We start from the raw sequence: 20,935 nt of genomic DNA, 5'->3' as shown, positions 1-20,935 counted from the left end.
AAACATGCCGGCTCAGCCGGCGGGGTAGGGCCATGCGGCGCGCGCCTGCCTCAGCGCATGCCCGAACCAGGCGAGCTGGTCCAGCATGCGCCGCGCGGCGCGTTCGCTGGCCTCGGCCGCATGCGGACGGCCGGTGGTATCGAAACGGTCCCACGCCTGGCTGAAGTACACACCGTCGCGGACGGGTACCGCGTGCAGGCCGGAGAACACCTGCCGCAGCTGTTCCGCCGCACGGACGCCGCCGCTGTGGCCCCCGTAGGCGACGAAGGCGACCGGCTTGGCCTGCCAGTGGGCCTGGACCGAATCGATCACGAATTTCAGCGCAGCCGGGTAGCCGTGATTGTACTCCGGCACCACCACCACGAAGGCGTCGGCGCGCCAGATGCGTTGCTGCAAGTTCACCAGGTCGGCGCTCGGCGCGCCACCGTGGCGATGCGGAAGGTCGAGCAGGGCGGGATCGATTGCATCGACCGTGTAATCGCGACGCAGGTCGAGCTGGGCGCGCAGCCACTCGGCTACGGTGCCGCAGAACCGGCCTTCGCGTGTACTGCCGTACAGCAGTGCCAGGTGCAGGGGATCGGACATCGGAGGGGGCTTGCGGGAGAGCGGGAGGGCAGGGTAGAACCTCAAGCAATCTTGAGGTCAATGCGCCATGCCGGGAAAACAGCATCCCCCCATCGAAACGGAGCTCACTGTCGGCCAGGTCGCCGCGCGCGCAGGCGTCGCAGTGTCCACGCTGCACTTCTACGAGGCCAAGGGCCTGATCCACAGCTGGCGCAACAGCGGCAACCAGCGTCGCTATCCGCGCGAGGTGCTGCGGCGCGTGGCGGTGATCAAGGTCGCGCAGCGTACCGGCATTCCGCTGGCGGAAATCCAGGCCGCGCTGTCGTCGCTGCCCGAGAACCGCACGCCCACCGCCGCCGACTGGAAGAAGCTCTCCGCGCGCTGGCGCGAGTCACTGGATGTGCGCATCGCCAGCCTCACCCGCCTGCGCGACCAGATGGATGGCTGCATCGGCTGCGGCTGCCTGTCGCTGAAGGTCTGCCCGCTGCGCAATCCGTGGGACGAACTGAGGGAGGACGGGCCGGGAGCGCGGTTGCTGGAGGACGCGTGACGGTGGATCTCGCCCTGTTCGACTTCGACGGCACGCTGACCACGCGCGAGACGTTTCCCGATTTCATGCGCTACGCCGTGCCACGCCCGCGACTGCTGGCCGGCGCTGTACTGCTGGCGCCCATCGTGTTCGGCTACCGGCGCGGTTGGGTGGCCGGCAACCCGACCCGGGCCAGCATCGTGCAGGTGGGTTTGCGGGGCATGGATGCAGCGCGCCTGCGCGTGTAAGGCGAGGCGTTCGCGCGCGACGTGCTGCCGGCTGCGCTGCGGCCCGATGCGATGGCGCGGCTGCAGTGGCATCGTGAGCGGGGAGACCGCATCGTCGTGGTATCCGGTGGGCTGGATGTCTACCTGGCGCCGTGGTGCGCCGCGCAGGGTCTCGAACTTGCGTGCTCCGTGCTGGCTGAGCGCGGCGGCCGCATCAGCGGCTACGCCGGACCGCAGTGCGTCGGTGATGAGAAGGTGCGGCGCGTACTGGCGCTGTGCGATCCGCAGGCGTACGCCGCCATCCATGCCTACGGCGATACGCATGAAGATGGGGCGATGCTGGCGATGGCGCATCACCGGACGTATCGCGGACGGGCGGTGACTTGAGTCGGCGTGCGCTGTTGTAGGAGCGACGTCAGTCGCGACCGAGCAACTTGATCGATGTCGGCGCCGGGTCAAGCGACCTTGCCGACGAAACTCTATTCTCGCCCTTGAGGTCGTGCAGACCTTAGGGCGTGCGGTCGCGACTGACGTCGCTCCTACAGAAAAGCGGCGAGCTACTCCAGTGGAATCTCCCGCCGCGCCTCGCTGCTCCGCATGCCCAGCTCGATCAGCCGCATGACATCGAGCGCCTGCTGCGGTGTCACCGGGACGGGGTGCCCGAGTTGGATCGCGTCGCGCATGCCTGCGTAGTAGCGGCGATAGTCGCCGACCTCGGCGTGCGCGACGGCGGCGACGAGCCGCCCCTCGCGTTCCTGCACGAGTTCACCGGCGCGCGTATCCACGCCCCAGCCGTCCGTGCCCGGCACCACGCCGGCCCGCAACTGGTCTTCCTGCACGTCCAGCCCGTGCTTGAGGTAGCTGCCCTGCGTGCCATGCGCCGCGAAACGTAGGCCGTTGCCGGCGACGAGCGCAGACGCATGCAGGATGGCGCGATGGCCCGGGTAGCGCAGCGTGACGTCGAAGTAGTCGGGCGCTTTCGCGCCGTCACGCAGCCGCGCGATGTCGGCGCTCACCGCCTGAGGCAGCCCGAACAGCTGTACCGCCTGGTCGAGCAGGTGCGGGCCGAGGTCGTACCAGAGTCCGCCACCGGGTTCGTCGCGCTCGCGCCAGCGGTCCTGCACGGCGGGACGGAACCGGTCGAAGTGCGAATGGAACTCCGTCACGCGTCCCAGTTCGCCATCGGCGATCAGCCGCTGCACCGTCAGGAAATCCGCATCCCAGCGCCGGTTCTGGAAGACGCTGACCAGGCGGTTCGCCGCATTCGCCGCGGCGATGACCTCATGCGCTTCCTGCAGCGTGACGGTGAACGGCTTGTCGACGACGACATGCTTGCCCTGCGCCAGGGCCGCGATCGCGAGGGGCGCGTGCATGCCGTTCGGCGAGGCGATCACCACCAGGTCGATCCGGGCATCGGAGAAGACGGCGTCCGCGTCAGGCGTCACTGCGATATCGGGCCAGTCGGCGTGCACCTTCTCAGCGTCCCGCGACACCACCGTATGCAATGCCAGGCCGGGGGTGGCCTGGATCAGCGGTGCGTGGAACACCTTGCCGACGAAGCCATAGCCGACCAGTGCGACCTTGAGTGGAGTATCCATGCGCAGCGTGTCCTCGGGCAGGACGCCATGGTAATGCACGCGCCGTGTTGATCCGGCGTGCACGTGCGTGAATCCCGCGCAACACGGGCATGAACGGAGCCGCATTTTTCACGCGTGTTGTACGCCGTGGCGCCGACACTCGTTCCGCAACACGACCAGGAGGAAGATCATGAAGCATCTGCATAGCCGTTCGCTGCTCGCCGCCGCCCTGTCGACGGCGCTGCTGTTCTCCGCCTCGCACGTGATGGCGGCCAATCCGCCGAACGAGCCGGAGGAGAATGCCCAGAACGATTCGAGCCAGCCGGTGACCGACACCTGGATCACCACCAAGGTCAAGGCTGATCTGCTCGCCACCGAGAACGTCTCGGGCCTCGACATCAAGGTCGAAACCGTCGACGGCGTGGTGACGCTGTCCGGCGCCGTCGCAAGCAAGGCGCAGAAGGACAAGGCGATCGCCGTCGCCAAGCAGATCAAAGGCGTGAAGTCCGTCGAGGCCAGCGGCTTGACCCTCGTCTCGCGCTGAGCACCTCTAATCGCGTGTGTGGCACGAAGCGGATGCATGCCGGCACAGGATGCATCCGCTTCTCTGTCCGGGACGTATGCCGTCCGCCAATTCAATAGCCCGGAGTGACCGATGAGCCGCCGTTGCCTGACCCGACTGTCCGCGATCGCACTGATGGCCTGCGCGACGCTGTCCGCGCAGGCGGCCGAACCGGTGACATCGGTGCCGCAGCTGGACATCTCCCGCTATGCCGGCCAATGGCACGAGATCGCACACCTGCCGATGTTCTTCCAGCGCCAGTGCGTGGGCGACATCACCGCACGGTATTCGCTGGATGCGCCGGGCAAGATCGGTGTGCTCAATGCATGTAAGACCAAAGACGGCAGCATGGACCAGTCGCAAGGTGTCGCGCGTCCGGTGGAAGGTCACCCCGGCCGGTTGGAAGTACGCTTCGCGCCCGACTGGCTGTCCTGGGTACCGATGGTGTGGGCCGACTACTGGGTGATCGCGCTGGATCCGGACTACCGGTGGGCGATGGTCGGCGAGCCGGACCGCAAGTATCTGTGGATCCTGTCGCGCGAACCGACGATGGATCGCGCGCAGTTCGACAAGTTGAAAGCCAAGGCCGAGGCGATGGGCTACGACCTGAAGCCGCTGATCATGGCGGCACCGTTGCATTGAGCGCGGTGGCGACTGTAGGAGCGACGTAAGTCGCGACCGCACGGCACGAGTAGCAAGGTGTTGTCGGAAGCCGCGCGCGGAAGGTTGCCGACGTGTTGGTAGTTTCCGGTCGCGACTTACGCTCCTACAGAGAAGCGATGCCTCGGTTACAGCCTGCGCGTATACCGGAACTGCAGGAAGTTTTCGCCCGGATTCGGGTTCTCGATGCGCGCGTTGGAGAAGTGCTGGAAGCGCAGCGACCATTCGTGCTGCCGGTCGGCGCCGAACTGCTTGCCGATGGCGATGTGGTCGCCGAAGTTGAAGGTGGTGCTGAATTCCTTCGAGCGCGTGTTGTACTTCGGGAAGATCACGTTCACGCCGATACCGCCCTCGACGAACCAGCCCTCGCGCCAGCCGTTCGGGCGCCAGCGCAGTGCCGGCGTAACGCCGACCTGCGTGCTGTTCTGGCTCTCGCTGTGCCAACGGGCGACCTCGCCCTGCCACTGGCCGCTGACATGGCCATAGCGGTACTGCTTTTCCCAGCGCCAGTCGCGGCTGGCGCCGACCGTCAGCGACTGGGCATCCTCGGCCACGCCGCCTTGTACATACCAGGCGGTGCGCGGTTCGGTCGCCATCGCCTGCGTGCCGGCGACGGCCAACATCATGCCCAGCGCCAGCCGGTAGGCGACGCGGGGGAGTGGGGAAGGGCGGTGGGAAACAGCAGCGGTGGAAACAGGATCTGCAACGGGCACGGATGACACTCGATCAGTGGGTGGGCTGCGCCCGTGGTGGGCGCAGCATGCAATGCGCCATCGAAAAGACGGCGTGATGGAAACGTATCAGGGCAGCGCCGCCAGCGCGGGCGCGACATCCTGTTCCCCCCAGCCGCCCAGCGACTTGTAGATCGTCACCACGCCGACATTGACGCCGGCTTCAGCCTGCGCCAGTGCATCGTCCGCCGCGAGTTGCGTGCGTTGTGCATCCAGCAGGGTGAGGAAGTCCGACGAGCCGGCACGATACCGGACTTCGGCCAGTTCTGCTGCGCGGCGGGCGGCAACGGATTGTTCCAGCCTGAGTTTCAGCTGCGCCTGTTGCTTGGCATAGGACAGCAGTGCGTTCTCCGTTTCCTCCAGCGCGCCCAGCACGGCCTGCTCGTACTGCGCGGCCACGCCGTCGGCCTGCGCCTCGCTCGCACGCAGGCGCGCGCGGACGCTGCCCATGTCGAACGCGGCCCAGCTGATCGAGGGCGTCACCTGCCAGGCGCGGTTGTCGCCATTGACCAGGTTGCCCCAGCCGCCGGACAGGAAGCCGATGAAGCCGCGCAGGCTGACCCGCGGGAACAGGTCCGCCGTCGCCACGCCGACGCGGGCCGTGGCAGCGGCCAGACGCCGCTCCGCCGCACGCACGTCCGGCCGCTGGCGCAGCAGTTCGGTGGTGTCGCCGATCGGTAGCGCCTTGGCGAAGGCCGGGGCTTCGCGCGGGACCAGCAGCGCATCCAGTTCGCCCGGGCGCTGGCCGACCAGCACGGCCAACCGGTGGCGCGACTGGCCTTCGGCCGCCTCGAGCATCGGCACCTCGGCTTCGACCGCGCGCACGCGGGCCAGGCTGCTCTGCACGTCGAGCTGGCTGCCCGCACCGAGGTCGAAGCGCGACTCCGTCAGCCGCTGGGTTTCGCCCAGCGTCTGCAGGATGCGCCGCGCCACGTCCAGCCGCTTCTGCGTGCCGCGCAGCTCGAAGTAGTTGCGCGCCACTTCGGCGGCGACGGTGACCTGCACGGCCTGCAGGTCGTTGCGTTGCGCCTGCAGGTCCGCATGCGCGGCCTCGGCGCTGCGACGCACGCGGCCGAACAGGTCCAGTTCCCACGCGGCATCGAAGCCGGCGGAATAGCGATCCGTCTCCACGCGGCCCTGGCCGTCGACCGGCTGCTTGCTGCGCGTGCCCTCGACGCCCAGGGTGACGTGCGGCGCGAGGTCCAAGCGGCGTTCGGAGAACACCGCGCGGGCCTCGTTGACGCGCGACACCGCGATGCGCACGTCGAGGTTGGCCAGCAGGGCTTCGCGCACCAGCTGGTCGAGCACCGGGTCGTCGAACTGGCTCCACCACGCGGCGACCGGATGGTCGGTCACGTAGTCGACGGCACCGGCCTGCTGCAACGTGGCCGGCGCGGTCTGCGGGGCCGCGTAGTCCGGCCCCACGGTCACGCAGCCCGCCAGCAGCACGGCGGCGACGGCGAGGACGAGCGGGCGGATCACCATGGCAGCACCTGGTCGAAGTAGTAGTAGCCGCCGGTCGGGCCATCGTTGTCGATCAGTGCGAGCTGCACGCTGGTGCGCGCGCCTTCCGGCACGGACAGCTCGCCGTTCTGCTGGTCGCCCGACTTGTTCATGTCGGTCTGCACGTAGCCCGGGTGGATGGTGTTGACCTTGATGCCGGTGTCCTTGAGCTCGTGCGCCAGGTGGATGGTCCACGCATTGACCGCGCTCTTGGAGACGTTGTACGCCGGCACGCCCTTGAACCCGTAGATGAAGGACTCCGGATTCTGGTGCTCGGACAGCGAGCCCAGCAGGCTGGAGACGTTGACGATGCGGCCCGCGTTCGACTTGCGCAGCAGGGGCAGGAAGGCCTGGGTGGTTTCGATCAGGCCGAACAGATTGGTGTCGAACGTGGTGCGCCAGGTGTCGAGCGACTGGCCGGACACGCCCTTGGTCGCGTCATCGACCAGGATGCCGGCATTGTTGACCAGGATGTCGAGCCGGCCGTGGCGCTGCTCGACCTCCTTCACGGCGGCGGCGATGCTGGCCGGGTCGGTGACGTCCAGCGCGATGGCCTCGACGGGCAGGCCTTGTGCCTGCAAATCGAGCACGGCTTCCACGGCCTTGTCGCGATTGCGGCCGGCCAGCAGGGTGTGCACGCCGGCTTCGGCCAGCTGACGCACGGTCTCGCGACCGATGCCGCGGGTGGCACCGGTGACGAGGGCGATCTTGGAAGAAACGTTCATGGCATGACCTCGCTTGAGTAGATGGAGTGGATCAGTGATGTGCCGTTGCCGTACCGGCAACGGGGGCGTGGGAGACCAGCGGCTTGTTGGCCAGCTTGCGCAGGGCCACGTAGAACACCGGCGTCAGGAACAGGCCGAACAGGGTGACGCCCACCATGCCGGCGAAGACGGTGATGCCGGTGACCGAGCGCACCTCGGCGCCGGCACCGCTGGACAGCACCAGCGGCACGGTGCCGGCGATGAACGCCACCGACGTCATGATGATCGGGCGCAGGCGCAGGCGACAGGATTCCAGTGCTGATTCGACGATGCCCTTGCCCTGCAGCTCCAGTTCGCGGGCGAACTCGACGATCAGGATGGCGTTCTTGCACGCCAGGCCCATCAGCACCACCAGGCCGACCTGCACGAACACGTTGTTGTCGCCACCCACCAGCCACACGCCTGCCAGCGCCGACAGCAGCGTCATTGGCACGATCAGGATCACCGCCAGCGGCAGCGTCCAGCTTTCGTACAGCGCAGCGAGCACCAGGAAGGCCAGCATCACCGCCAGCGGGAACACCACCAGCGCGGCCTTGCCCTGGGTGGCCTGCTGGTAGCTCAGGTCGCTCCAGTCGATGCCCATGCCCGGCGGCAGCACCTGCTGCGCGAGCTCGGTGACCTTGGCCATCGCTTCGCCGGAGGACAGCACGCGCGGGTCGGCTTCGCCCAGCAGGTCGGCGGCCGGATAGCCGTTGAAGCGGATCACCGGATCGGGACCGTAGGTCTGCCTGATGTTCACCATGCTGCCCACCGGCACCATCTCGCCGTCGGCGTTGCGGGTGCGCAGGTTGGCGATGTCCTCGACGTTGTCGCGGAACGGACCGTCGGCCTGCGCGATGACCTGCCAGGTGCGGCCGAACATGTTGAAGTCGTTGACGTAGGCCGAGCCCAGGTAGGTCTGCAGCGTGTCGAACAGTTCGGTCAGCGGCACGCCCTGCGCCTTGGCCTTCACGCGGTCGACCTCGGCATCCAGCTGCGGGACGTTGGCCTGGTAGCTGCTGATCGGGAAGCCCAGGCCCGGCGTCTGCGACGCCGCACCCTGGAAGGCCTGCACCGCGTTCTGCAGTTCGCCGTAGCCCAGGCGCGTGCGGTCCTCGACGAACAGCGACCAGCCGGAGCCGTTGCCCAGGCCCTGGATCGGCGGCGGCATGAAGGCGAAGGTGAAGCCCTCCTGGATGCCGGCGAACTTCTGGTTCAGTTCGGCGGTGATTTCTTCGGCACTGCGCGAGCGTTCGTTGAACGGCTTCAGGGTGAAGAACACCACGCCGTTGTTGGGCGTGTTGGTGAACTGCAACGGGTTCAGGCCGGGGAACGCGACTTCGTGTTCCACGCCCTCGACCTTCATCGCGATGGCGGCCATCTTCTTCAGCGTGGCGTCGGTGCGTTCGATCGAGGCGCCTTCCGGCATCTTCACGCCGGCGATCAGGTACTGCTTGTCCTGCACCGGGATGAAGCCGGCCGGCACCGCGCGGAACATCAGGCCCGCACCGACCAGCAGCACGGCGTAGACCACGAACACGGCGCCGCGACGGCCCAGCGCACGGCCGACCGAGGTCTCGTAGCGTTCGGAATTGCGCTTGAAGAAGCGGTTGAACGGCCGGAACAGCCAGCCGAACAGCCGGTCGATCACGCGCGACAGGCGATCCTTCGGCGCGCCGTGCGGCTGCAGCAGCTTGGCGGCCAGCGCCGGCGACAGGGTCAGCGAGTTGATCGCCGAGATCACCGTGGAGATGGCGATGGTGACCGCGAACTGCTTGTAGAACTGGCCGGTGACGCCGGTCAGGAAGGCCATGGGCACGAACACCGCACACAGCACCAGCGCGATCGCGATGATGGGGCCGGAGACTTCCTTCATGGCAAGGTGCGCGGCTTCGAGCGGCGTCGCGCCATGTTCGATATGGCGTTCGACGTTCTCCACCACCACGATGGCGTCGTCCACCACGATGCCGATGGCCAGCACCAGGCCGAACAGCGTCAGCGTATTGATCGAGTAGCCCAGCAGGTGCAGAACGGCGAACGTACCGACCACCGACACCGGCACCGCCAGCAGCGGGATGATCGAGGCGCGCCAGGTCTGCAGGAACAGGATCACCACCAGCACCACCAGCAGGGTGGCTTCCAGGAGCGTGCTGATCACCGACTTGATGGAGTCGCGCACGAACACCGTGGTGTCGTAGATCGACTGGATCTCGACGCCCGGCGGCAGGGTCGGGCGCAGCTCGTCCATCTTGGCCACGACGGCGTCGCGGATCTCCAGCGCGTTGGCGCCGGGTGCCTGGAAGATGCCGATGGCGGACGCGTTCTTGCCGTCCAGGCGGGCGCGCAACGTGTAGTCGCCGGCGGCCAGTTCGATGCGGGCCACGTCGGCCAGGCGCACGATCTCGCCGTCGGCTCCGCTCTTCAGCACGATGTTGCTGAATTCCTCGACGCTCTCAAGACGACCCTTGGCGTTGATCGGCAGCAGGAAGTCGCTGCCGTTCGGCATCGGCTCGGCGCCGAGCTGGCCGGCCGAGACCTGCACGTTTTGCTCGCGCACGGCGCGCAGCACGTCGCCGGCGGTCATGCCGCGCGCAGCCACCTTGTCCGGGTCCAGCCACAGGCGCATGGCGTAGTCGCCGCCGCCGAACTGCTGGGCGTCGCCAACGCCAGGAATGCGCGCCAGTTCGTCCTTCACGTGCAGGCGCATGTAGTTGCGCAGGTACAGCGAGTCGTACTTGCCGTCGCTGGAGGTCAGGTGGACCACCATCAGGAAGACCGGCGACTGCTTCTGCGTGGTCACGCCCTGGCGGCGCACGTCCTCGGGCAGTCGCGCCTGCGCCTGCGCCACCCGGTTCTGCACGCGCACCGCGGCCTCGTCGGGATCGGTGCCCGGCTTGAAGGTCACGGTCAGCGAGAGCACGCCATCGGAGCCGGCGACGGACTTGATGTACATCATGTCCTCGACGCCGTTGATGGCTTCCTCGAGCGGCGTGGCGACGGTTTCGGCGATGACCTTGGGATTGGCGCCCGGGTACACGGTACGCACGACCACCGAGGGCGGCACCACTTCGGGGTATTCGCCGATCGGCAGCAGCGGGATCGAGATCAGGCCGGCGGCGAAGATCACGATCGACAGCACTGCCGCGAAGATCGGCCGGTCGATGAAGAAACGGGAGAAGTCCATGGGTGGATTTCCTGGAGGGAAGATGCAAAGGGCTCACCACCGTCCGCATGGACCGTGGAGGGAATCGATGTCTGGCGCTGGATGGCGTGGGATGCGGTGATCGATCAGATCGCGCGGATCCCCTGCCGTCATTCCCGCGAAGGCGGGAACCCAGCGACTTTCCTCACGCTGCTGCGAAAGTCGCTGGGCCCCCGCCTGCGCGGGGGCGACGCTGGTTACTTCATGGCGACCGCAGCGGCCGGCGCGTCGCTCGCACCCATCGCCACGGCCTTGGCCTGCACCGGCATGCCCGGGAAGAAGACCTTCTGCATGCCGCTGACGATGACCTTGTCGCCGGCGGCCAGGCCCTGCTCGACGATGCGCAGGCCATCGGCCATGCGGCCCACCTTCACGTCGCGGCGCTGCGCCTTGCCTTCCTTGTCGACCACATAGACGTACTTGCGGTCCTGGTCGGTCAGCACCGCCTTGTCGTCGACCAGCGCGGACTTGAACTCGCCGCTGCCGAGCAGGCGCACGCGGGCGTACAGGCCCGGCGTGAACGTGCGGTCGGCGTTGTCGAGCACGGCACGCGCGCGGATGGTGCCGGTGCTGCGGTCGACCTGGTTGTCGAGGAAGTCGACCGTGCCCGCATGCGGGAAGTCCGACTCGTCCGCCAGCGCGACCTGCACCGGGACCTTGCCATCACGCTCGCTCGGGCGTTCGCCCTTGCGTGCCATTTCGGCGTAGCGCAGGAAGGCGCGTTCGTCGGCGTCGAAATGCACGTGCACCTTGTCCAGCGATACCACCGTGGTCAGCACGCTGGCGGCATCGCCGGCGCTGACCAGGTTGCCGGCGGTGACCAGCGCACGGCCGGCGCGGCCGTCGATGGGGGCGCGCACCTGGGTCCATTCCAGATTGAGGCGGGCGGTTTCCACCGCGGCCTGCGCGGCGGCGACATTCGCACCCGCCTGATCGGCGTTGGCGCGACGCTGCTCGTACTCTTCGGTTGACAGCGCCTGCAGGTCGGCCAGGCGCTTGGCGCGCGAAGCTTCGCTGCGGCCGAGTTCGGCCTGGGTCCGTGCGCGGGCCAGTTCGGCCTGCGCGCGCGCCAGTTCGGCGCGGTAGCTGCGGGCGTCGATGGTGAAGAGCACGTCGCCCTTCTTCACTTCCTGGCCTTCGGTGTAGACGACGCGGTCGATGTAGCCGGAGACGCGCGGACGCAGATCGACGTGCTCGATGGCTTCGACGCGGCCACTGAATTCATCCCACTGGCTGATGGACTTGACCGGCACGGCGGCGACACTGACTTCCGGCGGTGGCGGTGCGCCATTCTCGGCGGCCTGGCCGCTGCAGCCGGCCAGCACGGCGATGGCGAGTGCGCTGAACGCGGCGAGCGCCAGCAGGCGCTGCGACCGCGGAGAAGAAGGGGCGTGCGTGTTCATGGGTGGTGGTCTCTTTGGGGGAGAGGAGGAAACGGGTGGGAAGGGTGCGACCTGAAGTCAGGTTGAGGTCAGGCGGAACATCGGCATCGGGGCAAGGACGAAGAGGAACGCGATGGCGTGACAGTCAGGCGGACGCGCGGCCGTTGCATTTGGCCCCGGCCACGGCGAACAGCGCGTCCACGAAGTCGCGGGCGAGCGTCTGCTCCGGCGGCTTGGCATCGTGCGCCGACCAGGTGACGATCGACTGCGCGGCACGACCGCTCCGCGACAGCAACGAAACCGCACTGCGGCCGACCGCCAGCGCATTCGGCCATTCCGCGCAGGCATTGACGGCGTTCTCGGGCGTGCATACCGGCTTGTCGACCGACAGCAACTGCACGCGTACGCCCATCGTCTGCGCTTCCTCATGCAGCACCTGGGTCAGCATGCGCATCGCAGCGCCGGTCACCGACGCATGGCCGTAGCCCGACCAGCCGCGTTCCGCATACGGGCCACCGATCAGCACGTAGTTGGCGGCGGTCTGGCTTTCCGACAGCAACGGCAACAGATGGCGTGCGGCGGCGAGATGCGGGATCAGGTCCGCTTCCAGCTTCTCGAGCAGGAACGACGCGGGACGGTCCAGCAGGCGGCCTGCCTGCAGCGGCGTGCCCATGCTGGCGAACACCGCGCGCAGTGGACGGCCGCGCTCGCGCACTTCGTCGGCCAGGCGCGCGGCGCCGCGGTCGTCGTGGATGCAGGGCGAGTGCAGCAGCGCCAGGCCGGGCTCGTCCTCGAAGTGTTCGGCCAGCGCGCTCATGCGCGGCCCTTCGCGGCCGACGGCGAGTACCGGGCAGCCGGCTTCCAGCAGCGCGCCGACGACGCCGAAACCGACGTTGCCGCTCGCGCCCAGCACCAGCGCGCCGGGCGTCAGTGCGTCCTTCGTCGTGTTCACGGCAGCCTCCGCCGGGCGACCGGCGCAATGCGCGTGCTGACGCCGGCCGATTTCACCCGCAGGCGCAGCGCGCCGCCGTCGGCCAGGTGGCGCGGCAGGGTGAATTCGCGGAAGCCGGTGGCCTTGCGTACGAACGGCAGGCGCATGGCGGACCGACCCGTCGCGGGGGAGGATGACGACGGATCGGCCGGCCTGCGGAAGCGTTTGGCCAGCACGCGTGCAACGGCACGCAGCCAGCGCAAGGCGGCAGTCGGAAGGGAAGCGGGCATGGCGGCCAGTCTGGCGACCGGCGCCGCGATGGCGATATCCGGATCCTGTTGTGCGATTGCACGATCCTGCGCGCTGTCGGTCGCCGGGGCGACGAACGCCCGGCAGTGCGCGAGGCGCAGTCGCGAGGCGTGCGCGCAGCCTGGGTCGGATGTGCTGCCGTTCGTCGGAACACGGCGGGCGAGTGTCCCGCTCATGGGATGAATCCTCCCGTGGTCGGGATAATCCCGGAAACCGACATCAGGCTGCCCAGCCGCCGGCCGCCACCGACCACCCCGCCACGCTGCGAACGCGGCGCAGCCACATGACCGGAGACGTCACGCAACAGCAGGCTCTTGCTGCGACGGAAAGCCCGTTCGGACGGGACTTCATAGGAGTCTTGGGGGTGTTCCAGCGAATGGAAGAGACGGGCGAGCAGCATGGGGGCGGTACCCGGTGGAGGACGATGGGTGCCAAGGTACGCCTCCAATGAGGACTTGATTAGTCCTGATTTAGGGGAATAATCATCCCGTCAGCGGGCCAATGTGCCCCTCGCCTACCGGAGTTCCCACGATGAGCCACGATCTCAACGACACCCTGATCTTCGTCAAGGTGGTGGAGCAGGGCAGCTTCATCGCTGCCGCCAACGTGCTGCGCCTGCCCAAGACCACCGTCAGCCGCAAGGTGCAGGAACTGGAGACACGCCTCGGCGCGCAGCTGCTCCGTCGCACCACGCGCAAGCTCGGCCTCACCGAAGCCGGCAACGTCTATTACGAGCATTGCCAGCGCATCGCGCGCGAGTTGAACGAAGCGGCGAGCGCGGTCAGCCAGCTGCACGCCGGCCCGCGCGGCTGGCTGCGCTTCACCGCGCCGTATTCGATCGGCATCGACAAGATCGCGCCGCTGCTGGGCGAGTTCCATGCGCAGTACCCCGAGATACGCGTGGAGATGCTGCTCGCCAACGACACGCTCGACCTGATCTCCGGCGAGATCGACGTCGCGCTGCGTGTCGGCAGCCTGCCGGATTCCAACCTGGTCGCGCGCCGCCTCAGTACCCTGCGCACACAGGTGTATGCGAGTCCGAAATACCTGGCGCGGTACGGCGAGCCGCTGCACCCGGACGACCTGCAGCACCACCGCGTACTGGCGATGCAGAAGCACCGCAGCGGCAACGGCTGGGCGATGACGCTGCATGGCACCGACGGCGAGCGCGATTACCCGATCAATCCCATCCTGGTAGCCAACGATCCGGCCGCGCTGAAGGGCGCGCTGCTGTGCGGCGAAGGCCTGATGCTGGGCGCCGACGTGATGGTGAAGCCCTACCTGGAGCAGGGCCACCTGCAGCGCGTGCTGGCCGGCTGGACCGGGCCCGAGTACGATTTCAATGCCGTCTTCCCGCGCGGCCACGTGCAGTCGCCGAAGGTACGCGCGTTCGTCGACTTCCTGGTCGAGCGGATGAAGTTCGATGTCGATTACATGATGCAGCACTGCCCGGTGTACTTGCAGCAACAGGCCGAAGCGCGTGCGGCGGCGGAAGCGACGCCGGAAGTCGAGGCGGCCGCTGCGGTCGGGCGGAAGGTGTTGGCGGATGTGCTGAGTTGATGGAAGCGCGTGTGGCGGTCCGTCGTCATCCCAGCGAACGCTGGGATCCATGGGCTTTTCGTCGTTCGGCCACAGCGGAGCAAGATGGTCCCGGCGTTCGCCGGAACGACGGTGCTGCGATCGGAATAGGGCACGCCGGGCGTCGGTGAGTGGTTGGAAATCCGGATATACAGGGCGGCCTCCGGGATGTCATTCCGGCGCAAGCTGAGCTTCAGGGTCGCTTGCATGTGCTGCGGCTGCTCACGAGCCCGGGCAAAGGCAACATGGGTCCCAGCGTTCGCTGGGACGACGGCGCGGATGCTGCGTAACGCAAGCCGCGCGGCGCGCGAAGTCCGGACGCCCCGCCCTAACGATTCCCGAACGCAATCGTGCGCGGGGCTGGCTAGGATGGGTCTGCATCGCCGGAGTTGGGTTGTCGCCATGGATGGGCTGTCGCACCGCGTCTCCACCTGACTAGGAATCCGCACGATGAAGACTCCGATCGCCGCGTTCGCGGCGCTGTGGCTGGCGGCCTGCACACCCGCCGCGCCGGATGCCGCACCACCGGCCGCCGAGGCCGTACCGCCCGCGGCGGCCTCCGCCGATGCGACGTCCGCATCGCCTGTAACCACGCCTCCCGTCGCCGAGGTCGTCGACGACCCGCTCGCGGTCAACCAGGCCATCGACGAGGTGCTGGGCGACCATGCCCGCTACGAGGCGGTGATCCGCCAGCTCCAGCAGGCGGTGACGGCGAACGACCAGGCCGCTGTCGCTGCGCTGGTGGCCTATCCGTTCTCCACCGTGCGCGACGGCCAGCCGCTGAAGGTGGCCGATGCCGATGCCTTCGTGCGCGAGTACGACCGCATCATGACGCCGGCCATCGCCGAAGCGATCAAGCGGCAGAAGTATTCGCAGCTGATGGTCAACTACAAGGGCGTGATGTTCGGCAACGGCGAGGCCTGGGTGAATGGCATCTGCAAGGACGACGCGTGCAAGGACGTCGATGTGCGTGTGGTGGCGCTGCAGCCGACGTCGTGATCTGAGGCTCATGTTGGTAACGGCGACTGTTGTGGGAGCGACGTAAGTCGCGAACGCACGGCCGGCGCGCCCGGAACGATTGTGAAAGCAGGGACAGATCGGGCCGTTCTTCGCCTTCTTTGTCTGGAATCAACCCTGCGTGCAGGGACATCATCTGCTCGCGACTCACGTCGCTCCCACAGCCAACCATTGCGTCGCTCCTGCGGCAAACAAAAAAAGGGCGGCCAATGGCCGCCCTTGCTTGTCCGTCGAGCGCTACAGCTATTCCACCAGCACATCCACACGGCGCGCCTCGTCGGCATCGCCGCTGCCGGTGGTCTGCGCCGGCTTGTCCAGCGTGATGCGCTCGGCGGCCACGCCGTTGACCACCAGCCACTGCTGGATGGCTTCCGCGCGCTGCTTGGCCAGGGCTTCGTTCGCGGCCGCATCGCCACTGGCATCGTGGAAGCCGGAGACGCGCACGTGGGCGGCGGGATCGGCACCCAGCGTGCCCAGCACGCCGGACAGGCGCGCGCTGGTGTCCGCGGGCACCACCGCCGAGCCGCTGTCGAACAGGATGCGCGCGCTGCGACCGTCCACCACCTCGCGGCCCGTCATCGGCGCCGCGTGCGCGGCCACCTCCGACGACGTGGCGCTGCCCAGCCAGCCGTTGACCGGCAGCACCGGCACCAGCAGCAGGGCGACGATGTTGATGATCTTGATCAGCGGGTTGATCGCGGGGCCGGCCGTGTCCTTGTAAGGATCGCCGACGGTGTCGCCGGTAACCGCGGCCTTGTGCGCCTCGCTGCCCTTGCCGCCGTGGTGGCCATCCTCGATGTACTTCTTGGCGTTGTCCCACGCGCCGCCACCGGTCGTCATCGAGATGGCGACGAACAGGCCGGTGACGATGGTGCCGATCAGCAGGCCGCCCAGCGCCTGCGGACCGAGCAGCAGGCCGACGATGATCGGCACGATCACCGGCAGCAGCGACGGCACGATCATTTCCTTGATCGCCGACTTGGTCAGCATGTCGACCGCCTTGCTGTAGTCCGGCTTGGCCGTGCCTGCCATGATTCCCGGGATCTCGCGGAACTGCCGGCGCACTTCCTCCACCACGCTGCCCGCGGCACGGCCGACGGCTTCCATCGCCATCGCACCGAACAGGTAGGGAATCAGGCCGCCGATCAGCAGGCCGACGATCACCAGGTGGTTCGACAGGTCGAAGGTGAAGATCGTGCCGGGGTGCGCGGTCTGCAGGTTGTGCGTGTAGTCGGCGAACAGCACCAGCGCAGCCAGTGCGGCCGAGCCGATGGCGTAACCCTTGGTCACCGCCTTGGTGGTGTTGCCGACGGCATCCAGCGGGTCGGTGATGTTGCGGATCTCCGGCGGCAGTTCCGCCATTTCCGCGATGCCACCGGCGTTGTCGGTGATCGGGCCGTACGCATCCAGCGCGACGATCATGCCGGCCATCGACAGCATCGCCGTCGCGGCGATGGCGATGCCGTACAGGCCGCCGAGCGCGTAGGCGCCGAGGATCGCGATGCACACCGCCACGACCGGCCAGGCCGTCGACCGCATCGACACGCCCAGGCCGGCGATGATGTTGGTGCCGTGACCGGTGGTCGATGCTGCGGCCACATGCTTGACCGGTGCGTACTGGGTGCCGGTGTAGTACTCGGTGATCCAGACGATCACGCCCGTCAGTACCAGGCCGACCAGGGCGCAGAAGTACAGGTTCATCGCGCCGTAGGCCGAATCCGCCATCAGCTGCGTGGTGATCGGATAGAACGCGATGGCGGCCAGTACGCCCGACACGATCACGCCCTTGTACAGCGCGCCCATGATCGAACCGCCGGCTTTTACTTTCACGAACATCGCGCCGATGATCGAGGCGATGATCGACACGCCGCCGAGCACCAGCGGATAGAGCACGGCGTGTTCGCCTGCCTGCGCCATCATCAGGCTGCCAAGCAGCATCGTCGCGATGATGGTGACCGCGTAGGTTTCGAACAGGTCGGCCGCCATGCCGGCGCAGTCGCCGACGTTGTCGCCCACGTTGTCGGCGATCACCGCCGGGTTACGCGGATCGTCCTCGGGGATGCCGGCTTCCACCTTGCCCACCAGGTCCGCGCCGACGTCGGCGCCCTTGGTGAAGATGCCGCCGCCCAGGCGCGCGAAGATCGAGATCAGCGAGGAGCCGAATGCCAGGCCGACCAGCGCATGCAGCGCGTCGGCGGTGCCGTAGCCAAGATGCAGGTGGAGCACGGCGTAGTAGCCGGCCACCCCGAGCAGGCCCAGGCCGACGACCAGCATGCCGGTGATGGCGCCGCCCTTGAAGGCCACGTCCATCGCGGCGCTCATGCCCTTGTTCGCCGCTTCGGCGGTGCGCACGTTGGCGCGGACCGACACGTTCATGCCGATGTAGCCGGCGGCGCCGGACAGCACCGCGCCGATCAGGAAGCCGATGGCGCTGGGCCACGAAACGAAGAAGCCGATCAGCACGAGCAGGACGGCGCCGGCGATGCCGATGGTGGTGTACTGGCGGTTGAGGTAGGCGCTGGCGCCTTCCTGCACGGCCGCCGCGATTTCCTGCATGCGGGCGTTGCCCGCGGGCTGTTTCAGGATCCAGCGCGCCGCCACCACGCCGTAGATGATCGCCACGCCGGCGCAGATCAGCGCCAGCGTCAAACCGTGTTGTTCCAGCATGACCCCTCCCAAGGTTGATGGATGTCGTCCAGCAGAAAGCATGAACACGCAACCCAATCCCGGTGGAGCCTGTTGAACGATTGAGCGCACTCGACCGCTGCGATGGACTGCAGCACGAAACCCTTGTTCAGACATCCCTGGAGCTGGCCCGAGTATGACCGGATGCGCTGCGGGCCGCCAGCGGTGACGGACCGGTTCAGGCATTCCGTGCCAGCCTTGCGACCCTGATCGTGTTTTCGTATCCGTTTCAAGGAGTTGCCATGCGTCAGACCGTCGCACTTCCCCTGCTCGTCGCGTGCCTGCTGGTGGCATCGCCGCTGCGTGCGGCCGATCCCGCGCCGGAGATCCAGCGTCCCGCGGGCACGCCGCAGGCCGTCGGCGCCGTGCACACGCTGCGGCAGATTCCCGAGGCCTGCGCCCGACTGGAAGGCGCCTTCACCGGCGACGCCGCGCAGCCCTACCGCTACGCGCCGGTGCGCACCAGCCCGCAATGCCAGCCGCGCGCGCGCTTCGTCGACTTCGACAAGGCAAAGCCATCGGTCGCCGCGGGCTGGAAACTCAACGACGTGATCCGCGTACCGGACGCGGCCTGTCCTTCGCGGCAGGCCGTCCTGCGCGTGTGGCGCAAGCCGGGCAGTGCCACGCCGCCGCCGCTCGATGGGCAGGGCCAGTCGCGCATCTACCTGCAGGAGGCGAAGCAGCAGGCCGGCACCGCCGCGCAGGCGCCATCGCTGACGCTGTTCGCGGCGAAGCTCGATGTGGAAGGCAAGGTCTGCCGCTGACGTTCAAGGGGCGGCAGGCGTTCCCTGGTGGTAGGACAACTGCCAGCCCACGTGGGTCCGTCGCCAGACGGACACGCGCAGCGCGGCATGGAAGGGTGTGCCATCGGGTGCGGCTTCGTGCGAGCGGAAATGCAGCAGGGCGATATCCGACGCCAGCGGTTCGACGCGATGATCCCACGCGACCACCGCCGGCAATCGGTCGCGTGAGGCCAGGAAGTCGATGACGGTCCGTCGGTCGTAGCGCGCACCCGAACGGCCGACTTCATGGAAGTCCGGATGCAGCAGGCGCTCCAGCCGCTCACGCGTGCAGATCACGCCCGGATGGTGGAGTTCGGTTTCCAGGGCGGTAAGTTCGGCAAGCAGGGTGTCCATCACGCAAGCCTAGCCTGTCGTCGCTGCCCGGATGAAGCGTCAGGACGTTGCGGGTGCGCGTGGCGCATCCGCCGGATCCTTCTCCGCCAGGGTTTGCCCGAAGCGATAGCCCGCACCGGCGATGGCCAGGCCAATGGCGACGGCGAGCATGCCGATGAGTACCTTGCGGACCATGGAGAATTCCGGTGGCGTGGCGACGGCATCACGCTAGCACCGCCGCGACAGCCGCGACGGTGCCTGAAGTCATCCCGCCCGATGGCCGTGTGGGCCGCACTTGCGGCGAGGCGTGCGCAGGGTGCGCCCGCATGTTCGGCGACGATGCGCGCATGCACGCGCAGGCACCGAAAATGGCGTTTTCGATGGAAGCGCAGTCCATGGACATCCACGACATCCAACGCCGCCGCGTCGTCGCTGGCCTGCTGGCGGGCGGAGGCCTGTTGGCATCGGGCACGACAGATGCGTCGCCACCACGCCGCGCGCACCATGCCCCTTCGCGCGTGGGCATCGCGGTGGTCGGCCTGGGGGAGTACGCCGCCTTCGTGCTCGAACGCCTGGCCTCCTGCCGCACCGCGTATCCCGCCGCACTGGTCACCGGATCGAAGGACAAGGCGCGTGCCATTGCCGCCCGCTACGGCATTCCTGACGCCGCGATCCACGGTTACGACGACTACGCACGCCTGGCCGACGACGAGACCATCGTCGCGGTGCATATCTGCCTGCCGGTCGGCTTGCATGCGCAGCATGCGTTGAAGGCACTGGCGGCCGGCAAGCACGTGCTGTGCGAGAAACCGCTGGCGGCGACCGCGGCGGAGGCGCGGGCGCTGGCCGATGCCGCGCGCGATGCGGGCAAGGTGCTGATGCCGGCCTATCGCGCGTGGTTCTCCGACGCCGTGCAGGATGCGCTGGGGCGTTGTCGGGAGGGCACGCATGGCGCGCTGGCGAGCGTCGATGCGCACAAGGGGTTCCACCTGCGCCAGCCGGCGGGCAACTGGCGCTTCGATCCTGCGCTGTCCGGCGGCGGCTGCCTGACCGACATCGGCATCTACAGCGTGCAGCTGCAACGCTGGGCCTGCGGCGGACTGCCGCGTAGCGTCACCGCGGTCGCGCACCGACGGCCGGGGGATGCGCGCTTCGCGCAGGTCGAATCCGATATCGGTTGGGTGGCGCAGTTCGATGGCGGCGTGCTGGCGACCGGTTCTGCCAGCTGGCGCTACCGCCTGCAGAACCGGCTGCGGCTGGGCTTCGAGCAGGCGTGGCTTGATCTCGATCCGGCCACGCCGGCGATGGGCGAACGCATGCGCCTGGGCCTGGACGGCCCGAACCGCGTCGAGGAACTGATGTTCCCGCTGCGCGACCAGGTGCCGCGCATGTACGAGGCGTTCGCCGATGCCTGCATGGGGCGGAGCGCGCCGCCGGTGGCGGCGTCGGAGGGCATCGCGGATCTGGTCATGATGGAGGCGATACGGCAGGCCGCCGCGAGCGGCACTACCGTCGCACTGCCGGCAGGTTAGGAGGCGGGATCATCGGCTGCCGCGCTGTCCGTGCGGACGAACGATCCGCGGTTTGCGAAGCGCTGCGCCGCCGCGGGACGGGTGGGCC

General features: G+C 68.0%; 22 protein-coding genes and 1 pseudogene. 9 read left to right on the top strand and 14 right to left on the bottom strand.

The genetic code is table 11. The features are described from left to right. Positions 1-12: 12 nt before the first annotated feature. Positions 13-585, bottom strand: a complete 573-nt coding sequence (locus ACGHX3_RS16605; protein ID WP_394695627.1) for an NADPH-dependent FMN reductase — start codon at positions 583-585, stop codon at positions 13-15. 67 nt (positions 586-652) lie between these two features. Between ACGHX3_RS16605 and soxR the strand changes: the two genes are divergently transcribed. The 3 genes from soxR to ACGHX3_RS16590 are packed head-to-tail and all read left to right on the top strand — an operon-like array spanning position 653 to position 1,707. Continuing rightward, on the top strand, positions 653-1,114 hold the full coding sequence (soxR, locus tag ACGHX3_RS16600) for a redox-sensitive transcriptional activator SoxR (RefSeq protein WP_394695626.1): 462 nt from the start codon (positions 653-655) through the stop codon (positions 1,112-1,114). Then, positions 1,111-1,341, top strand: coding sequence for a haloacid dehalogenase-like hydrolase (locus tag ACGHX3_RS16595; protein WP_394695625.1), 231 nt, complete (start codon positions 1,111-1,113; stop codon positions 1,339-1,341). Before soxR ends, ACGHX3_RS16595 begins: the two co-directional genes overlap by 4 nt. A 21-nt stretch (positions 1,342-1,362) precedes the next feature. After that, positions 1,363-1,707, top strand: a complete 345-nt coding sequence (locus ACGHX3_RS16590) for an HAD-IB family phosphatase (RefSeq protein ID WP_394695624.1) — start codon at positions 1,363-1,365, stop codon at positions 1,705-1,707. A 170-nt stretch (positions 1,708-1,877) separates the two neighbouring features. Here ACGHX3_RS16590 and ACGHX3_RS16585 read toward each other — a convergent pair whose 3' ends face one another. Then, on the bottom strand, positions 1,878-2,918 hold the full coding sequence (locus ACGHX3_RS16585; RefSeq protein ID WP_394695623.1) for an oxidoreductase: 1,041 nt from the start codon (positions 2,916-2,918) through the stop codon (positions 1,878-1,880). 169 nt (positions 2,919-3,087) lie between these two features. Between ACGHX3_RS16585 and ACGHX3_RS16580 the strand changes: the two genes are divergently transcribed. Together ACGHX3_RS16580 and ACGHX3_RS16575 are read left to right on the top strand one after the other, a co-directional pair. Next, positions 3,088-3,441 (top strand): BON domain-containing protein, encoded by a 354-nt coding sequence (locus ACGHX3_RS16580; RefSeq protein ID WP_394695622.1) that lies wholly within the window; start codon positions 3,088-3,090, stop codon positions 3,439-3,441. 153 nt (positions 3,442-3,594) lie between these two features. Then, complete coding sequence (locus ACGHX3_RS16575; protein ID WP_394697318.1) at positions 3,595-4,101, top strand: lipocalin family protein; 507 nt, start codon at positions 3,595-3,597, stop codon at positions 4,099-4,101. Between the two features lie 146 nt (positions 4,102-4,247). Here ACGHX3_RS16575 and ACGHX3_RS16570 read toward each other — a convergent pair whose 3' ends face one another. From ACGHX3_RS16570 to ACGHX3_RS16535, 8 genes are all read right to left on the bottom strand, one after another. Beyond that, a complete protein-coding gene (locus ACGHX3_RS16570) occupies positions 4,248-4,745 on the bottom strand; it encodes an acyloxyacyl hydrolase (RefSeq protein WP_162336703.1) in 498 nt (165 codons plus the stop codon). A gap of 174 nt (positions 4,746-4,919) precedes the next feature. Next, positions 4,920-6,335, bottom strand: coding sequence for an efflux transporter outer membrane subunit (locus ACGHX3_RS16565; protein WP_394695621.1), 1,416 nt, complete (start codon positions 6,333-6,335; stop codon positions 4,920-4,922). Then, positions 6,329-7,078, bottom strand: a complete 750-nt coding sequence (locus ACGHX3_RS16560; protein ID WP_394695620.1) for an SDR family oxidoreductase — start codon at positions 7,076-7,078, stop codon at positions 6,329-6,331. Before ACGHX3_RS16560 ends, ACGHX3_RS16565 begins: the two co-directional genes overlap by 7 nt. A gap of 31 nt (positions 7,079-7,109) precedes the next feature. After that, complete coding sequence (locus tag ACGHX3_RS16555) at positions 7,110-10,280, bottom strand: efflux RND transporter permease subunit (protein WP_394695619.1); 3,171 nt, start codon at positions 10,278-10,280, stop codon at positions 7,110-7,112. A 215-nt stretch (positions 10,281-10,495) separates the two neighbouring features. Then, positions 10,496-11,701: an efflux RND transporter periplasmic adaptor subunit gene (locus ACGHX3_RS16550; protein ID WP_394695618.1), complete on the bottom strand. Its 1,206-nt coding sequence runs from the start codon at positions 11,699-11,701 to the stop codon at positions 10,496-10,498. Positions 11,702-11,825: 124 nt separating this feature from the next. Beyond that, a complete protein-coding gene (locus ACGHX3_RS16545; RefSeq protein WP_394695617.1) occupies positions 11,826-12,632 on the bottom strand; it encodes an SDR family NAD(P)-dependent oxidoreductase in 807 nt (268 codons plus the stop codon). Then, a complete protein-coding gene (locus ACGHX3_RS16540; RefSeq protein ID WP_394695616.1) occupies positions 12,629-13,096 on the bottom strand; it encodes a hypothetical protein in 468 nt (155 codons plus the stop codon). Before ACGHX3_RS16540 ends, ACGHX3_RS16545 begins: the two co-directional genes overlap by 4 nt. Then, a complete protein-coding gene (locus ACGHX3_RS16535) occupies positions 13,093-13,320 on the bottom strand; it encodes a hypothetical protein (protein ID WP_394695615.1) in 228 nt (75 codons plus the stop codon). The genes ACGHX3_RS16540 and ACGHX3_RS16535 overlap by 4 nt, the downstream gene beginning before the upstream one ends. Positions 13,321-13,451: 131 nt before the next feature. Here ACGHX3_RS16535 and ACGHX3_RS16530 point away from each other — a divergent pair, with 131 nt between their 5' ends. Together ACGHX3_RS16530 and ACGHX3_RS16525 are read left to right on the top strand one after the other, a co-directional pair. Next, positions 13,452-14,480, top strand: coding sequence for a LysR substrate-binding domain-containing protein (locus tag ACGHX3_RS16530; RefSeq protein WP_394695614.1), 1,029 nt, complete (start codon positions 13,452-13,454; stop codon positions 14,478-14,480). Between the two features lie 468 nt (positions 14,481-14,948). Continuing rightward, the gene (locus tag ACGHX3_RS16525) at positions 14,949-15,497 is read left to right on the top strand and encodes a hypothetical protein (protein WP_394695613.1); all 549 of its coding nucleotides are present in this window, start codon (positions 14,949-14,951) and stop codon (positions 15,495-15,497) included. Between the two features lie 261 nt (positions 15,498-15,758). Here ACGHX3_RS16525 and ACGHX3_RS16520 read toward each other — a convergent pair whose 3' ends face one another. Both ACGHX3_RS16520 and ACGHX3_RS16515 read right to left on the bottom strand, forming a co-directional pair. Beyond that, positions 15,759-16,094, bottom strand: a complete 336-nt coding sequence (locus ACGHX3_RS16520; RefSeq protein ID WP_394697317.1) for an OmpA family protein — start codon at positions 16,092-16,094, stop codon at positions 15,759-15,761. A 60-nt stretch (positions 16,095-16,154) separates the two neighbouring features. Next, positions 16,155-18,182 (bottom strand): annotated as a pseudogene (locus tag ACGHX3_RS16515) (sodium-translocating pyrophosphatase); the annotation flags it as partial. Positions 18,183-18,442: 260 nt separating this feature from the next. On the opposite strand from ACGHX3_RS16515, the gene ACGHX3_RS16510 reads away from it, so the two are divergent. Then, a complete protein-coding gene (locus tag ACGHX3_RS16510) occupies positions 18,443-18,964 on the top strand; it encodes a hypothetical protein (protein ID WP_394695612.1) in 522 nt (173 codons plus the stop codon). A gap of 3 nt (positions 18,965-18,967) precedes the next feature. On the opposite strand, the gene ACGHX3_RS16505 is transcribed toward ACGHX3_RS16510, so the two are convergent. Continuing rightward, complete coding sequence (locus ACGHX3_RS16505; RefSeq protein WP_394695611.1) at positions 18,968-19,336, bottom strand: DUF4440 domain-containing protein; 369 nt, start codon at positions 19,334-19,336, stop codon at positions 18,968-18,970. Positions 19,337-19,375: 39 nt separating this feature from the next. Next, positions 19,376-19,510, bottom strand: a complete 135-nt coding sequence (locus ACGHX3_RS16500; RefSeq protein ID WP_394695610.1) for a hypothetical protein — start codon at positions 19,508-19,510, stop codon at positions 19,376-19,378. Between the two features lie 131 nt (positions 19,511-19,641). On the opposite strand from ACGHX3_RS16500, the gene ACGHX3_RS16495 reads away from it, so the two are divergent. Next, a complete protein-coding gene (locus ACGHX3_RS16495; RefSeq protein WP_394695609.1) occupies positions 19,642-20,847 on the top strand; it encodes a Gfo/Idh/MocA family protein in 1,206 nt (401 codons plus the stop codon). The last annotated feature ends 88 nt before the right edge of the window (positions 20,848-20,935 follow it).

Source organism: Pseudoxanthomonas japonensis (assembly GCF_043632995.1).
Classification (GTDB): Bacteria; Pseudomonadota; Gammaproteobacteria; order Xanthomonadales; family Xanthomonadaceae; genus Pseudoxanthomonas_A; species Pseudoxanthomonas_A japonensis.
Note: the sequence above shows the minus strand (reverse complement) of the source record. Positions and strands in the feature narration are given on the sequence as shown.

Coding starts and splice junctions, on each gene's coding strand:
- ACGHX3_RS16570 (WP_162336703.1), bottom strand. CDS start 4,745: ATGATGTTGGCCGTCGCCGGCACGCAGGCGATGGCGACCGAACCGCGC.
- ACGHX3_RS16535 (WP_394695615.1), bottom strand. CDS start 13,320: ATGCTGCTCGCCCGTCTCTTCCATTCGCTGGAACACCCCCAAGACTCC.
- ACGHX3_RS16585 (WP_394695623.1), bottom strand. CDS start 2,918: ATGGATACTCCACTCAAGGTCGCACTGGTCGGCTATGGCTTCGTCGGC.
- ACGHX3_RS16520 (WP_394697317.1), bottom strand. CDS start 16,094: ATGACGGGCCGCGAGGTGGTGGACGGTCGCAGCGCGCGCATCCTGTTC.
- ACGHX3_RS16540 (WP_394695616.1), bottom strand. CDS start 13,096: ATGAGCGGGACACTCGCCCGCCGTGTTCCGACGAACGGCAGCACATCC.
- ACGHX3_RS16525 (WP_394695613.1), top strand. CDS start 14,949: ATGAAGACTCCGATCGCCGCGTTCGCGGCGCTGTGGCTGGCGGCCTGC.
- ACGHX3_RS16560 (WP_394695620.1), bottom strand. CDS start 7,078: ATGAACGTTTCTTCCAAGATCGCCCTCGTCACCGGTGCCACCCGCGGC.
- ACGHX3_RS16565 (WP_394695621.1), bottom strand. CDS start 6,335: ATGGTGATCCGCCCGCTCGTCCTCGCCGTCGCCGCCGTGCTGCTGGCG.
- ACGHX3_RS16575 (WP_394697318.1), top strand. CDS start 3,595: ATGGCCTGCGCGACGCTGTCCGCGCAGGCGGCCGAACCGGTGACATCG.
- ACGHX3_RS16550 (WP_394695618.1), bottom strand. CDS start 11,701: ATGAACACGCACGCCCCTTCTTCTCCGCGGTCGCAGCGCCTGCTGGCG.
- ACGHX3_RS16500 (WP_394695610.1), bottom strand. CDS start 19,510: ATGGTCCGCAAGGTACTCATCGGCATGCTCGCCGTCGCCATTGGCCTG.
- ACGHX3_RS16510 (WP_394695612.1), top strand. CDS start 18,443: ATGCGTCAGACCGTCGCACTTCCCCTGCTCGTCGCGTGCCTGCTGGTG.
- ACGHX3_RS16530 (WP_394695614.1), top strand. CDS start 13,452: ATGAGCCACGATCTCAACGACACCCTGATCTTCGTCAAGGTGGTGGAG.
- ACGHX3_RS16505 (WP_394695611.1), bottom strand. CDS start 19,336: ATGGACACCCTGCTTGCCGAACTTACCGCCCTGGAAACCGAACTCCAC.
- soxR (WP_394695626.1), top strand. CDS start 653: ATGCCGGGAAAACAGCATCCCCCCATCGAAACGGAGCTCACTGTCGGC.
- ACGHX3_RS16555 (WP_394695619.1), bottom strand. CDS start 10,280: ATGGACTTCTCCCGTTTCTTCATCGACCGGCCGATCTTCGCGGCAGTG.
- ACGHX3_RS16495 (WP_394695609.1), top strand. CDS start 19,642: ATGTTCGGCGACGATGCGCGCATGCACGCGCAGGCACCGAAAATGGCG.
- ACGHX3_RS16580 (WP_394695622.1), top strand. CDS start 3,088: ATGAAGCATCTGCATAGCCGTTCGCTGCTCGCCGCCGCCCTGTCGACG.
- ACGHX3_RS16605 (WP_394695627.1), bottom strand. CDS start 585: ATGTCCGATCCCCTGCACCTGGCACTGCTGTACGGCAGTACACGCGAA.